General features: G+C 74.0%; 14 protein-coding genes. 3 read left to right on the forward strand and 11 right to left on the reverse strand.

Annotation, left to right across the window (positions count from 1 at the left end; genetic code table 11):
* Positions 1 to 76 precede the first annotated feature (76 nt).
* A complete protein-coding gene (gene rpsB, locus BLT76_RS06840) occupies positions 77 to 1,075 on the reverse strand; it encodes a 30S ribosomal protein S2 (RefSeq protein WP_090852779.1) in 999 nt (332 codons plus the stop codon).
* Positions 1,076 to 1,484: 409 nt separating this feature from the next.
* On the opposite strand from rpsB, the gene BLT76_RS06845 reads away from it, so the two are divergent.
* On the forward strand, positions 1,485 to 2,063 hold the full coding sequence (locus tag BLT76_RS06845; protein WP_090852782.1) for a murein hydrolase activator EnvC family protein: 579 nt from the start codon (positions 1,485 to 1,487) through the stop codon (positions 2,061 to 2,063).
* Between the two features lie 136 nt (positions 2,064 to 2,199).
* Here the strand turns inward: BLT76_RS06845 and BLT76_RS06850 are convergent, their stop codons facing one another.
* The 7 genes from BLT76_RS06850 to BLT76_RS06880 form a co-directional block, all read right to left on the reverse strand.
* Positions 2,200 to 3,099 carry a tyrosine recombinase XerC gene (locus BLT76_RS06850; RefSeq protein WP_090853418.1) on the reverse strand — a complete coding sequence of 300 codons (900 nt, stop codon included), beginning with the start codon at positions 3,097 to 3,099 and terminating at the stop codon, positions 2,200 to 2,202.
* A 77-nt stretch (positions 3,100 to 3,176) separates the two neighbouring features.
* On the reverse strand, positions 3,177 to 4,322 hold the full coding sequence (gene dprA, locus BLT76_RS06855; protein ID WP_090852784.1) for a DNA-processing protein DprA: 1,146 nt from the start codon (positions 4,320 to 4,322) through the stop codon (positions 3,177 to 3,179).
* Entirely contained in the window at positions 4,319 to 5,920 is a 1,602-nt protein-coding gene (locus tag BLT76_RS06860; protein WP_090852787.1) for a YifB family Mg chelatase-like AAA ATPase, read from the reverse strand. Before BLT76_RS06860 ends, dprA begins: the two co-directional genes overlap by 4 nt.
* On the reverse strand, positions 5,920 to 6,285 hold the full coding sequence (locus tag BLT76_RS06865) for a YraN family protein (RefSeq protein ID WP_090852791.1): 366 nt from the start codon (positions 6,283 to 6,285) through the stop codon (positions 5,920 to 5,922). Before BLT76_RS06865 ends, BLT76_RS06860 begins: the two co-directional genes overlap by 1 nt.
* Positions 6,286 to 6,403: 118 nt before the next feature.
* A complete protein-coding gene (locus BLT76_RS25620) occupies positions 6,404 to 8,158 on the reverse strand; it encodes a Tad domain-containing protein (protein WP_090852793.1) in 1,755 nt (584 codons plus the stop codon).
* Positions 8,158 to 8,625 carry a TadE/TadG family type IV pilus assembly protein gene (locus BLT76_RS06875; protein ID WP_170866963.1) on the reverse strand — a complete coding sequence of 156 codons (468 nt, stop codon included), beginning with the start codon at positions 8,623 to 8,625 and terminating at the stop codon, positions 8,158 to 8,160. The genes BLT76_RS25620 and BLT76_RS06875 overlap by 1 nt, the downstream gene beginning before the upstream one ends.
* A gap of 66 nt (positions 8,626 to 8,691) precedes the next feature.
* Complete coding sequence (locus BLT76_RS06880; RefSeq protein WP_090852798.1) at positions 8,692 to 9,000, reverse strand: DUF2469 domain-containing protein; 309 nt, start codon at positions 8,998 to 9,000, stop codon at positions 8,692 to 8,694.
* A gap of 83 nt (positions 9,001 to 9,083) precedes the next feature.
* Here BLT76_RS06880 and BLT76_RS06885 point away from each other — a divergent pair, with 83 nt between their 5' ends.
* Positions 9,084 to 10,307 (forward strand): NAD(P)/FAD-dependent oxidoreductase, encoded by a 1,224-nt coding sequence (locus BLT76_RS06885; RefSeq protein WP_090852802.1) that lies wholly within the window; start codon positions 9,084 to 9,086, stop codon positions 10,305 to 10,307.
* Entirely contained in the window at positions 10,304 to 11,038 is a 735-nt protein-coding gene (locus BLT76_RS06890; protein ID WP_244509295.1) for a YqjF family protein, read from the forward strand. Before BLT76_RS06885 ends, BLT76_RS06890 begins: the two co-directional genes overlap by 4 nt.
* On the opposite strand, the gene BLT76_RS06895 is transcribed toward BLT76_RS06890, so the two are convergent.
* The 3 genes from BLT76_RS06895 to rplS are packed head-to-tail and all read right to left on the reverse strand — an operon-like array spanning position 10,970 to position 12,908.
* On the reverse strand, positions 10,970 to 11,710 hold the full coding sequence (locus BLT76_RS06895; RefSeq protein WP_244509296.1) for a ribonuclease HII: 741 nt from the start codon (positions 11,708 to 11,710) through the stop codon (positions 10,970 to 10,972). The genes BLT76_RS06890 and BLT76_RS06895 overlap by 69 nt on opposite strands.
* Positions 11,711 to 11,720: 10 nt before the next feature.
* A complete protein-coding gene (lepB, locus tag BLT76_RS06900) occupies positions 11,721 to 12,521 on the reverse strand; it encodes a signal peptidase I (protein ID WP_090852805.1) in 801 nt (266 codons plus the stop codon).
* Positions 12,522 to 12,557: 36 nt separating this feature from the next.
* Positions 12,558 to 12,908: a 50S ribosomal protein L19 gene (gene rplS / locus BLT76_RS06905; RefSeq protein ID WP_090852808.1), complete on the reverse strand. Its 351-nt coding sequence runs from the start codon at positions 12,906 to 12,908 to the stop codon at positions 12,558 to 12,560.
* Between the last annotated feature and the right edge of the window lie 84 nt (positions 12,909 to 12,992).

The raw sequence follows: 12,992 nt of genomic DNA on the forward strand, positions 1-12,992 counted from the left end.
GTGTAGGAACTGCGTCGTGCACCAGCGCGGCGGGCCGACGTACGTCGTACGCCGGCCCGCCGCGATCAGGTGAACGTCAGGCCTTGGCCTCGTCGGCGGCCGGCTCCTCGGCAGCGGGCTCCTCGGTCGCGGCGGCCTCGGCGGCCGGCTCCTCGGTGGCCGCAGCCTCGGCGGCGGGCTCCTCGGTCGCGGTCTCGGCGACCTCGGCCGCCTCGGCGCCCTCGGTCGACGCGCCGGTGGCCTCGGAGGCGGCAGCCTCGTCGGCGGGCGCGCCGGTGGCGGCCTCGGCGGCCTGCTCGGCGTCACCGGTCAGGAGCTCGCGCTCCCACTCGGCCAGCGGCTCCTCGGCGCCCGGCGCCTTCTCGCCCTCGCCCGACTTGGCGCCGGAGCGGGCGATCAGGCCCTCGGCGACGGCGTCGGCGATGACGCGGGTGAGCAGGCCGACGGCGCGGATCGCGTCGTCGTTGCCCGGGATCGGGAAGTCGACCTCGTCGGGGTCGCAGTTGGTGTCCAGGATGCCGATGATCGGGATCCGGAGCTTGCGAGCCTCCTCGACGGCGAGGTGCTCCTTCTTGGTGTCGACGATCCAGACGGCGGACGGGGTGCGGCCCATCTCGCGGATGCCGCCGAGGGTCTTCTCCAGCTTGTCGCGCTCGCGACGCATCTGGAGGAGCTCCTTCTTGGTGCGGCCGGACGCGGCGACGTTGTCGAAGTCGAGCTCGTCGAGCTCCTTCAGACGGTTGATCCGCTGGTGCACGGTCTGGAAGTTGGTCAGCATGCCGCCGAGCCAGCGCTGGTTGACGTAGGGCATGCCCACGCGGGTCGCCTGCTCGGCGATCGCCTCCTGCGCCTGCTTCTTGGTGCCGACGAACATGATCGTCCCGCCCTTGGCGACCGTCTCCTTGATGAAGGCGTAGGACCGGTCGATGTAGGCCAGCGACTGCTGCAGGTCGATGATGTAGATGCCGTTGCGCTCGGTCATGATGAAGCGCTTCATCTTGGGGTTCCAGCGACGGGTCTGGTGCCCGAAGTGGACGCCGCTCTCAAGGAGCTGGCGCATGGTCACGACTGCCATGTGGGTTCTCTTCTCCTGGTGGTCCGGCACCCGTCTGCGAGCCCTTGAAGCAGGGCACGCCGGGAGGCCGGTCCGTTGTGTTTTCAGTTCCGTGCGACCGACGGGTGCCGGTCGCCCTGACGCCTGCGCGCGGCCCCACCCGCATCTCTGCGGGACCGAGGACCGTCGCCCGCGGGTGATCGGCCCCCCTCGTTGTCAGAGCGAGGGACCGTCGCGGTCTGCCGGCGTGCGAAGTCGATCTGGGTGCAGGCACCCGGATCGCGTCCGCCAGACTACGGGACCGCAGCGCTCAGGGGCCAATCGCGACCGGCGGGCCGCCGACCGTCCACAGCCACCCTCCACGCCCCGGTTGTCCACCGCTGCTCCGCCCACCCTCGCTGGCCGCCCCGAGGCGACCGAGGCTGGCCCCATGACCCGCCTCCTCGTCGTCCTGCTGGCCCTGCCGATCATGCTGCTCGCACCCGCTCGCGCGAGCGCCGGGACCGACCCCGTGGGGGTCTGGCCGCTCGCGCCCGAGCCCGAGGTGGTCGCGAGGTTCGACCCGCCCGAGGAGGAATGGGGCGCCGGCCACCGCGGCGTCGACCTCCTGGGTGCGCCCGGCCAGCAGGTCGTGGCGGCGCTCGCCGGCGAGGTCTCGTTCGCCGGGTCGCTCGCCGGGCGCGGCGTGGTCGTCGTCGACCACGGCCCGACCCGCACGACCTACGAGCCCGTCGCCGCCTCGGTCGCGGTCGGCGACGTGGTCGCGGCCGGCGCCCGCCTCGGCGCGCTGCAACCCGGCGGCTCTCACTGCCTGCCCCGGGCCTGCCTGCACTGGGGCTGGATCGAGGGCGCCGAGACCTACCTCGACCCGCTGAGGCTGGTCGGTGGCGGCCCGGTCCGGCTGCTCCCGCTGTGGCGGGACGAGCCGGTCGGAGCGGCTCCGCTCGCCCCGCGCTCGCCGTACGACGGCTGGCGGCCGCTGGTCGCGCTGGCCGATCTGTTCGCGTGACCAGCAGGGGCTCTCGACACGCGGGTCGCGACTTCGTCCCCGTCGATACGACGCTCGTCCCTCACGTCACTCAGGACATCGCCTCGGTCGCGCCGCTCGCTCGACCACCATCGGCGAGTCCGCTGACGCGTCCTCGTCATGCCCGGGGATGGGCCTGCTGGTAGGCGCGGCGGAGGCGGTCAGTGGTGACGTGGGTGTAGCGCTGCGTGGTGGCCAGCGAGGCGTGGCCGAGCAGCTCCTGGACCGAGCGCAGGTCGGCGCCACCCTCGAGGAGGTGGGTGGCGGCGGTGTGGCGCAGACCGTGCGGACCGATGTCCGGCGCACCGGGCACGTCGGCGATCCGGCGGTGCACCAGCGTCCGCACGGCCCGCTGGTCGATCCGGCCGCCACGCGCGCCCAGGAAGAGCGCCGCTGCCGAGCCCTCCCGCGCGAGGAGCGGGCGGCCCTGGCGCAGCCAGAACTGCAGAGCCCGGGCGGCCGGCCGGCCGTAGGGCACGGTGCGCTCCTTGCGCCCCTTGCCGAACACGCGGACGACGTTGCGGTCCGCGTCCAGGTCGTCGATGTCGAGCCCGGCCAGCTCGCCGACCCGGATCCCGGTGGCGTAGAGCAGCTCGAGCATCGCCACGTCGCGCAGGCCGACCGGGCTGCCGTCATCGGCGAGCTCCGTCGCCGCGGCGATCAGGTCCTCGGCCTGGTCGGCGCGCAGCACCGACGGGAGGGTCGAGTGCGCCTTCGGCGAGCCCAGGCTGGCGCCCGCGTCGGAGGGGCTCCGGCCAGTGCGGGCCAGCCAGGCGGTGAAGACCCGGGCGGCGGTGGCTCGGCGGGCCAGGGTGGTGCGGGAGCGGCCCATGGTCTGCTGCTTGGCCAACCAGCTGCGCAGAGTGCGGAGGTCGAGCTCGGTCACGTCCGTGTGGCCGAGCCGATGGGCGTGCTCGAGCAGTCCGGCCAGGTCGGTGAGGTAGGCCCGCACGGTGTGCGGCGCCAGGTCGCGCTCGGAGACCAGGTGCCGCTCGTACTCCCCCAGCACCCGCGCCATCGGCTCCGGGAGCCCGGCGTCCGGCTCCTCGCTCGGCTCCTCGCTCACCCGGCTGAGTCTAGGGAGGGACCGACGTCCTACTCGTGCGCCAGCGCGGCGAGCCGCCAGCCGTCCTCGACCCGCTCGACGAAGCCGCCGGCCCGCAGCCGGTCGAGGGCCGAGGCCACGGTCAGCATCGCCAGGCCCGCGGTGCGCGCGATCGAGTCGGTGCCGACCGATCGTTGGACGGGGACCGCGTCGAGGACCTGCTGGTCCTTGGTCGAGAGGCGGTCGCGCGACCGCTCGCGGCCACGCGGCTCCTCGACGACGTGCTCCCCCATCGGCGCGACGACCTCCAGGACCTCCGCCCCCGACGTCACCAGCGTCGCCGCGCCCGCGCGCAGCAGCTGGTGGACGCCCTGGGACGGAGCGCTGGTGATCGGGCCCGGAACGCCCATCAGCGGGCGCTGGAGGCGCGAGGCCCAGTTCGCGGTGTTGAGCGCGCCACTGCGCACGGCTGCCTCGACGAGCACCGTGCCGGAGGTCAGGGCGGCGATGATCCGGTTGCGACTCAGGAAGCGGATCCGCATCGGGGCGCCCCCAGGAGCGGTCTCCGACACGACCGCGCCCTCGCGGGCCAGGTGCTCCAGGAGGTCGCGGTGGGCCTGGGGATAGATGCGGTCGGCCCCGCAGGCCAGCACCGCCACGGTCTGACCACCGCCACCCAACGCCCCACGATGAGCGGCCTGGTCGATGCCGAAGGCGGCACCGGACACGACCGGGCACCCGGCTCGGGCCACCACGGCTGCGAGCTCGGCGGCCGCGTCGGCGCCGTAGGTGGTGGCCGACCGGGACCCGACCACCGCGACCGACCGGGCGAGGGCGTCGAGGCGGAGGGGGCCCTTGACCCACAGACCCAGCGGCGGGCCGCCGCGCTGCTGGAGCACCGGCACGTGGGCGAGGTCGTCGAGCTGGTCGGGCCACTCCGTGTCCCCCGGTACGACGAAGCGCAGCCCGGCCCGTGCCGCGTCGGCGAGCTCGCCGGCCGGGTCCTTGCCGCCGGTGCGGCTGGCCGCGTCGTCCCGGATCTCCCGGCTCGGCCGGTCGGCCCGCTGCTGCAGGACGTTGGCGTAGAGCGCCTGGGCGCCGACCTCACCCACGACGGCGGCGACGCGCGGGTCGCCGGGCTCGGTCAGCAGCGACAGTCCGACCCGGGCCAACCGCTCCGCCTCCGGAGCGCTCACGACGCCTGCCGCTGCAGCAGAGCCAGCGGCAGCGGGTCGCCCCGACGCAGGGCGAGCGCCACCTCGACCTCGGCCACTCCGGGCAGCCGCTCCGGGGCGTGCCGACCCCGCAGGTCGAGCACCGTCCAGGCCAGCCGGTGGACCCGGACGGCGCCCCGGGAGGTGATCTTGGCGTCGTAGACGTCGCCGTCGAGCCGGTCCCGGCCCGCGGGATCGAGCGGCCATCGGTCGCGCAGCGCCGCGCCGGGCACGTGGGCGTTGAGCCGCCACCCGACCTCGGCGTAGCGGTCGCGCTGGCGCTGCCGGGCCCGCTCCACCCGGGTCCGGACCGACGCGGAGTCCTCCGGGACCGTGAGCCGGTCGCGGCTCTCGTGGGGGCGCAGGGGCTCGACGTGACGCAGGATGTCGACCCGGTCGGCGACCGGGCCGGTGATCTTGTGCCGGTACTCCCGCCGCTTGACCTCCTTGCAGCCGCACCGGTTCGTCGCGGCGGCGGGCGTGTAGTCGCCGCACGGGCACGGGTTGCAGGCCAGCACGACCATCCCGCGAGCGGGCAGCCGCACCTGCTCGTCGGTCCGGGCGACCACCACGTCGCCGTTCTCGAGCGGCTGGCGCAACGCCTCGATCGCGTCGCTGCGGAACAGGGGGAACTCGTCCAGGAAGAGGACACCGGCGTGCGCGAGGCTCACGGCGCCCGGACGCACCTGCCCCGACCCGCCGCCGACCAGGCTGGCCTTGCTGGCGTCGTGGTGGGGAGCGAGGAAGGGCGGCCGGCGGATCATCCCGCTCTCGGCGTCGAGCACACCCGCCAACGAGTGCAAGGCGGTCAGTTCCAACGACTCCTCAGGTGTGAGGTCGGGCAGGACGGTCGGGATCCGCTCAGCGATGCTCGTCTTGCCGGCTCCCTTGGGCCCGGACAGCATCAGGTGGTGGCCGCCCGCGGCCGCCACCTCGATGGCGTAGCGAGCATCGGACATGCCGATCAGGTCGGCGAGGTCGACCTCCTCCATCCGCTCCTCGCCGCGCCACGAGAGCAGCCGGCTGCCCGAGGCGGCCGCCACCGGGGGCGCCTCGGGCACCTCGTCGCCGCGGAGCAGGGCGACCACCTGGGCCAGCGACCGAACCCCGAGGACGGACATGTCGGGCACCATCGCGGCCTCCTCGGCCTGAGGCTCGGGCACGAAGACCGCCCGAATCCCCCGGTCGGCGGCCGCCAGCACCATCGGCAGCACCCCCTCGACGGGCCGCAGGCCGCCGTCGAGCGTCAGCTCCCCGATCAGGGCCACCTGCTCCAGCGCCGAACGCGGGAGCCGTCCGTCGGCGGCCAGGACCGAGATCGCGATGGCCAAGTCGAAGTGGGTGCCACGCTTCGGCAGGTCGGCGGGCGAGAGCAGGATCGTGATCCGCTTGGTCGCCGGCCAGGTCAGTCCGGAGTTGATGATCGCCATCCGGCACCGGTCGCGGGCCTCGTTGAGGGAGGCGTCGGGGCGGCCGACCATGGTGGTGCCGACCTGCCCCGGAGAGACGTCGGACTGCACGTCGATGAGGTGGCCGAGCGCGCCCTGCAGGGAGACGGTCCGGGCCGTCGCGAATGGCATCAGCCGATCCCGGGCACGTGGTCGATCTGGGACGGTCCGCGCCGCGGTCGGATCACCGCGACCAGGTCGATGCGGATCTCGACGGGCCCGAGGCCGTGCGCCTCCCGCCAACGCACCGCGAGGCGGCGCAGCCGGGCGAGCTTCATCTCGGTGATCGCCTCGTGCGGCGTGCCGCACCGGTCGCTGCTGCGGGTCTTGACCTCGCAGACCACCAGCACGTCGCGCTCGCGCAGCACCAGGTCGATCTCGCCCGCGTCGCACCGCCAGTTGCGGTCCAGCAGGATCATCCCCTGGGCCGTCAGGTGGCGTGCGGCGAGTGACTCGCCGTAGGCCCCGAGGGCCTGCTTGGTCGTGGTTCCCGTCATCGCTGACCTCCTGCGGACAGCCTGTCCGCGGGCGGGGACGAGCAGCACGACGAGAGGGACGCCTGTGGAGAAGCCATGCCGGAGACCCGCCTGTGGACGACAGGTGGTCCGGGGCGGGCTAGTGGCGCAGCCGCGGGCCTCCGCAGACCGGCTCCCGCAGCGCCCAGACGTCGGCACCGGCGAGCTGCAGCCCGAGCAACCGGGCCAGCGGGGCCACCACCCCGGACTGCAGGGTGCTGAGCAGCGGGTTGACGACCGACGACAGGACCCGAGTCAGGATCGGGTTCAGCACGTCGCTCAGCACCGTCGCGAGCAGCGGCCCTGTCGTGTAGGTCGAGGTCGCGGGCGGGCCGAGGAGGCGGGGCACGGACAGACGTACCTCGGTTCCTCCGGCAACCTGGCCGGTCAGCCCGGTCAGGACCACCCCCGAGGCGCTCCCCACCGGCGTGGAGTACGACGCGGGCAGCGGCAGCACCACGTTGCGGTCGTACGGCACCGCCGAGGAGCCAGCCCCGAACGAGAGCGAGGCGGTCACCGAGAGCGTGGGCGGGCCGGCAGGGAGCACCGCTAGGCCCAGCACCTGCAGCACGGCGGTCAGCAGGTCCGACACCAGCGGCACGCCCACGCTGACCGCAACCCCGGTCGTCCCGGTGAGCGCCACCCGCCCGACCACCGACGAGGACAACGCCAGCTCCAGCGACTGCGCGCCCGTCGTCCCGCAACGGACGTCGCGCAGCTCGGCGACGGCCTGGCCCAGGTCGACCTCCGCCGTCAGCGACGTCGCGCCGAGGCTCACCGAGGTCGGGGCTCCCAGGATGTTCACGGTGAGGGTCCGGGCCGGAAGGGTGACCGGAACGCGGAGCCGGACCTGCGCGGTCCGGGCCTGCGTACCCGGTCCCCCGCACCCCACCTGGGGCGCCTCCGTGACCACCAGCGAGGCCCCGACCAGGCCCGGGACCCCGAGGTCCTGCACGACCAGGGTGTGCCCGGCCCAGGCGGCGTGCGCGGCTCCGGTCACCAGATCGAGCACGTCGAGCCCGACCGCCAGCGCGGCCTGGTCGGTCGCCGCGGCGGTGACCAGATCGGCGATCGCGATCGTCGGGGTGCCGGCGGCGACCTGGATCGACTGCAGCAGCCCGGCGGCAGCGAGCTCGCCCCGGTCGCTCAGGACCCGCGCCACGGCGAGGTAGAAGTCGGAGACCGAGAGCTGGTCGAGCTCCAGCAGCTCGTGCACGCTGCCCACCCCGAGCCCGCCGACCTCGACCAGCTCGAGGAGGGTCACGTCGGACGCGGCGAGTCCCTGGTAGTCGACGAGGCTGAGGGCGACGTCGGATCCCAGCAGCGTCCCGAGCAGGACGTCGAGCAGCGGCCCGGTCGTGCTGTCCAGCCGCGCGGTGTACGAGCCGACCCGGAAGCAGGCCCCCAGGTCGGCGACCCCGACCGCGGAGCGGACGGCCGGGCCCCGGTCGATCCCGGTCACGCCCGCGAAGGCGAAGTCGACGGCGGTCCGCGCGGTCACCCGGACCGCCGTCGGGACGCCGACGCCCGCCACCGGCACGAAGTCGCCCCGGTCGTCCAGCTCCCCCAGGTCGACGTCGAGGGCGGGGTCGTCCCCGACCGCGTCGGGGTTCCGGTCACGGCTCGCCGTGGCGAGGGCCGGCATGAGCGGCCCGAGGGTCGCCGCGTCGCGGCCGTCGAGCTCGCGGGCCAGGTCGAGCGCGACGGCGTCGGCGACGGCCTGCATGTCACCGCGGGCCACCCGCTGCAGGCCCAGGTCGACCGCCATCGCGGCACTCAGCAGCAGCACGACGACGACCACGGCGACGAACGGCAGGACGGTGCCCTCCTCGTCCCGCCGTCGGGCGGCGAGCATCAGCTCACCCTGACCGTGGCCGCGTAGGTCAGCTCGTCGGGCATCGCGGCCCCCACCCCGGGCAGCGAGGGGACGGCGGGGTTCGCGGCGTACCGGTAGGTGAGGGTGACCGTCACGCAGTTGTGGGCGGGCGCGCCTGCGCAGGCGGTGGCGGTCCCGACCGCGCAGGTCCCCGCGGCGGTCGCGTCGCGGAAGAGCACCCCGCTCGTGCACGTCACGCCGACCCCGGCCAGCGCGTCGGTGACGGCCGCGGTCGCGTCGGTCGTCCGCGCCGACGGGTCCAGCTGCACCGCGGCGGCCCGCGCGCCCTCGGTCGCCGCCTGGCTCAGCGACTGCCGGAAGCCGAGCATGAAGCCGAAGGAGATGATCCCGAAGACGAGCAGGAGCAGGAAGGGCACCACGAGCGCGAACTCCAGCGCCGCGGCACCCCGCTCCTCGCGCGCACGGCGCCGCCCGGGTCCCTCCACGCCCCGCACCGTAGGTCGCGCGGCGGAGTCCCGCCTACGGCTCCGGGCCGATATGGCCCGTTCGGGCTACGGCTTGGGCGGATCGATGTCCGAAGGGTTGAGCTCCTCGACGTTCACGTCCTTGAAGGTCAGCACCTTCACGTTCTTCGCGAACCGAGCCGGGCGGTACATGTCCCAGACCCAGGCGTCGCTCATCGAGACCTCGAAGAACACCTCGCCGGCCTCGGTCCGCGCCTTCACATCGACCTGGTTGCAGAGGTAGAACCGGCGGTCCGTCTCGACGACGTACTTGAAGATGCCGACGACGTCGCGGTACTCGCGGTAGAGCGTCAGCTCCATCTCGGTCTCGTACTTCTCGAGGTCCTCGGCGCTCACGCGCCGACTCTATCCCTGCGGTCGCGGACCGCTCCTGTCCGCGTCCCGCGTGCCCGCGAACACCCGGCTGTCATGGTGGAGAGGTGGACGAGGTCGACGTGGTCGTCGTGGGTGCGGGACTGGCCGGGCTGCAGTGCGCGCAGAGCCTGCGCGACCGGGGCCTGACGACGGTCGTCCTGGAAGCGGGCGACGCCCCAGGCGGCCGGGTCCGGACCGACGTCGTCGACGGGTTCCGCTGCGACCGCGGGTTCCAGCTCCTCAACCCCGCCTACCCGGCCCTGCGCCGGCACGTCGACCTCGGCGCACTGGACCTCGGGATCTTCGGCCGCGGCGTGGTGGTCGCGCAGGACGACGGCTCCTCGATCGTCGCCGACCCACTGCGTCACCCCTGGCTGCTCGGCCGGACGCTGCGCAGCGGCTACGTCCGACCGCTCGAGCTCGGTCGGCTCCTCGCCTGGCTCGCTCCGGCACTCGGTTCCGTGCCCCGACTGCTGGCAGGCCCCGATCGCAGCCGGGCGGAGTCGCTGGCCGCTGCCGGGGTCAGCGGGCGGCTCGGGCTCGAGGTGCTGGAGCCGTTCCTCACCGGCGTCCTCGCCGAGGACGACGGCTCGTCGTCGGCCACCTTCGTGCGCCTGCTGCTGCGCAGCTTCGTCCGCGCCACCCCCGGCGTGCCCGGGCTCGGGATGCAGGCGCTGCCCGACCAGCTCGCCCGGGGCCTCGACCTGCGCCTGCGGACGCGCGTCACCGAGATCCGCGGGCCGGGCGAGGTGCGCTCGGAGGTCGGCTCCCACCGGGCCGGCGCCGTCGTGGTCGCGACGGACCCGGTCTCCGCAGCCGAGCTGGCACCGATCGCCGCGACCCCGATGAAGGGCTTGCGGACCTGGTGGTTCACGACCGGCCAGGGCCTGACCGATCCGACCTTCCTGCGGGTCGACGGCCACCGCGCCGGACCGGTCGTGAACTCCGCGGTCCTCTCGGCCGTGGCACCGTCGTACGCGCCCGTCGGACGGCACCTGGTGCAGGCCACGACGCTGCTGCCGAGCGACAGCACCGAGGCCGACGTACGACGGCACCTGGAGCGGCTCTGGTCGGTCGCCACCGGCGACTGGGACCTGGTGACGGTCCACGACGTCGCCCACGCGCTGCCCCGCCAACCCGCGCCGGCCGAGGTACGACGGCCGGTGAACCTCGGCGGAGGGCTGTTCGTCGCCGGGGACCACCGGGACACCGGGTCCATCCAGGGGGCGCTGGTGTCCGGGGCCCGGGCGGCGCGGGCGGTCGCCGCCTCCCTCGGGAGCCGACGGTGAACCCGCAGGGTCCCCCGCTGCCCACCCGGCAGGTGATGAGCCAGTGGTGGCGTGACATCTCGTTCCTGCACTGGCGCGTCGACCCCGACCTGGTCGCCCCGCTGCTGCCCGCCGGCACGCGACCCGACGTGCACGACGGCAGCAGCTGGGTCGGGCTGATCCCGTTCCGGATGGTCGACGCCGCGCTGGGCCACGGCCGCCCGGTCCCCTGCCTGGGCACGTTCCTGGAGACGAACGTCCGGCTCTACTCCGTCGACGACGCCGGACGGCGCGGCGTCGTCTTCCGGTCCCTGGAGGCCGACCGACTCCCGGTCGTGGCGGCCGCCCGGCTCGGCTTCGGGGTGCCGTACCAATGGGCACGGCTCCAGGTGGATCCCGTCGGGCTGGGACCCGACCCCCAGGGCCGAACCATCGCGTACCGCTCCCGGCGGCGGGGCCGCGCGGGAGCAGGCGGCCGCATCGACGTCGAGGTCGGTGGACCCGTTGCCGAGCCGAGCCCGCTGGACCTGTTCCTCACCGCGCGCTTCGGGCTGCACACGAGGGTGGCCGGTCGGACCCTCTGGGTGCCGAACAGCCACGGCCCGTGGCCGCTGCGGTCCGCTCGCGCCGTCGTCGTCGAGGACACGCTCGTGGCCGCGGCCGGACTCCCCGGCCTGACCGACTCACCGCCCGACTCGGTCCTGTTCTCCAGCGGGGTGCGCACGGTCTTCGGGCTCCCGCAGCGGGTCTGACGGGTCCGACAGCGGCGGTTCGAGCCCGGCTGCGCGGCGCACGTTCACGAAGCGCATCCGGTGCACCGGCGAGGGGCCGTGCTCGCGCAGCGCGGCGGTGTGGACGTCGGTGATGTAGCCCTTGTGGGTCTTGAAGTCGTACGCCGGCCACTCGCGGTCGAGGTCGGTCATGATCCGGTCGCGGGTGACCTTGGCCAGCACCGACGCGGCGCTGATGCAGGCGGCCACCCGGTCGCCCTTCCAGACCGCCAGGCCCGGCACGCCGAGCCCGTCGACGGGGAACCCGTCGGTCAGCACGTACGCCGGCGGCAGGTCGAGCAGTGCCACCGCCCGGCGCAGCGCCTCGACGTTGGCGACGTGCATGCCCAGCCGGTCGCACTCCTCGTGCCCGACGACCACGACCGACCAGGCCACGGCCCGTCGTACGACCTGGTCGTAGCAGCGCTCGCGTGCGGCCGCCGTCAACAGCTTGGAGTCGGCCAGCCCGGGCACGATGCCGGCCTTGCCCTCGGGCAGGATCGCCGCGCCGGCGACCAGCGGTCCCGCGCAGGCTCCGCGCCCGGCCTCGTCGACACCGGCGATCGGCGCGATGCCGTGGCGGCGCAGGGCGCGCTCGTAGCCGTACAGTCCGGCGTCACGCCGGACCGTCGCACCGCGGGGCAGGACGCTCACGCCGGCGGGCTCAGGAGGGGTCGGGCACGTCGTCGAAGGCGTCGACGCCGCTGGTGAGGTCGAAACGCTTGGCCGGCCAGACCCGGGCCAGCAGGCGGCCCACGACGCTGTCGACGTCGACGTACGGCGCATCGCAGCCGGCGTCGTCCGGCTCGCACTGGTCCAGCTTGGCCGAGGAGTCGCCCGAGTGACGGCGGTTGTCGCCCATGACGAAGAGCTTGCCCTCCGGGATCGGGCCGACCTTCCAGTCCTCGCCGCACTGCGACGGCATCGGTCCGTAGCAGGCCGCGCCGTCGAGGACCGCATAGTCCGACTCGTCGACGGCGACCCCGTTGATCATCAGCCGGCCCTGCTCGTCGCAGCACTCGATGGTGTCCCCGGCGACGCCGACCACCCGCTTCACGAGGTGCCCGCCGGTCGGGTAGAGCCCGACCGCGGCGAGGGCCTTCGGGATCGTCCCGGTGGGACCGGCCGACGAGATCGGGTCCAGCCAGCCGCCCGGGTCCTCGAACACGATGACGTCGCCGCGCTGCGGCTCGCCGCCGAACCAGTACGACGGCTTCTGCACCAGGATCCGGTCGTTGATGACCAGGCCCGGCTCCATCGACTCCGACGGGATGTAGAAGGACTGGACGAAGAACGACTTGACCACCACGGCCAGGGCCACCGCCACGACCAGCAGCAGGATCGTCTCCTGCCACCCGGACAGCTTGCGCTTCGGCGTGGGCTGGTCGGCCGGAACGGACGAGGACCGCGGGTCCCCGGCGCCGTCGTCGTCGACGGGCGGGGTCCCACGGTCCTCGGAAGTCACGCGCAGATCCTAGGTGGCCCCCTGAAGGGCCGGGCCTCAGGCCTCGCGGCGCTCCTTGATCTTGGCGGCCTTGCCACGCAGGTTGCGCAGGTAGTAGAGCTTCGCGCGGCGCACGTCACCGCGGGTGACGATCTCGATCTGCTCGAAGATCGGGGAGTTGAGCGGGAAGGTCCGCTCGACACCGACGCCGAAGGAGACCTTGCGGACGGTGAAGGTGCGGCCGATGCCGGAGCCCTGCACGCGGATCACGACGCCCTGGAAGATCTGGACACGGGAGCGGCTGCCCTCGATGACCTTCACGTGGACCTTGATGGTGTCGCCCGCGCGGAAGGCGGGGACGTCGTCGCGCTTCGAGGCGGCGCCGAGCTCGGTGACGATGTTGCTCATGGTGTTCTCCTCGCGAGTGCCACAGGTCAGCCGCGGTGTCGGATGGTGGTGCGTGTTCAGGTGTCGGACCAGGCGAGGTGGCCG

Source organism: Nocardioides lianchengensis (assembly GCF_900101465.1).
Taxonomy (GTDB): Bacteria; Actinomycetota; Actinomycetes; order Propionibacteriales; family Nocardioidaceae; genus Nocardioides; species Nocardioides lianchengensis.

What these genes read in the sequence shown, in the direction of transcription:
- rpsB (WP_090852779.1), bottom strand. Translation starts at nt 1,075, where the DNA reads ATGGCAGTCGTGACCATGCGCCAGCTCCTTGAGAGCGGCGTCCACTTC.
- BLT76_RS06845 (WP_090852782.1), top strand. Translation starts at nt 1,485, where the DNA reads ATGACCCGCCTCCTCGTCGTCCTGCTGGCCCTGCCGATCATGCTGCTC.
- BLT76_RS06850 (WP_090853418.1), bottom strand. Translation starts at nt 3,099, where the DNA reads ATGGCGCGGGTGCTGGGGGAGTACGAGCGGCACCTGGTCTCCGAGCGC.
- BLT76_RS06860 (WP_090852787.1), bottom strand. Translation starts at nt 5,920, where the DNA reads ATGCCATTCGCGACGGCCCGGACCGTCTCCCTGCAGGGCGCGCTCGGC.
- BLT76_RS06865 (WP_090852791.1), bottom strand. Translation starts at nt 6,285, where the DNA reads ATGACGGGAACCACGACCAAGCAGGCCCTCGGGGCCTACGGCGAGTCA.
- BLT76_RS25620 (WP_090852793.1), bottom strand. Translation starts at nt 8,158, where the DNA reads ATGCTCGCCGCCCGACGGCGGGACGAGGAGGGCACCGTCCTGCCGTTC.
- rplS (WP_090852808.1), bottom strand. Translation starts at nt 12,908, where the DNA reads ATGAGCAACATCGTCACCGAGCTCGGCGCCGCCTCGAAGCGCGACGAC.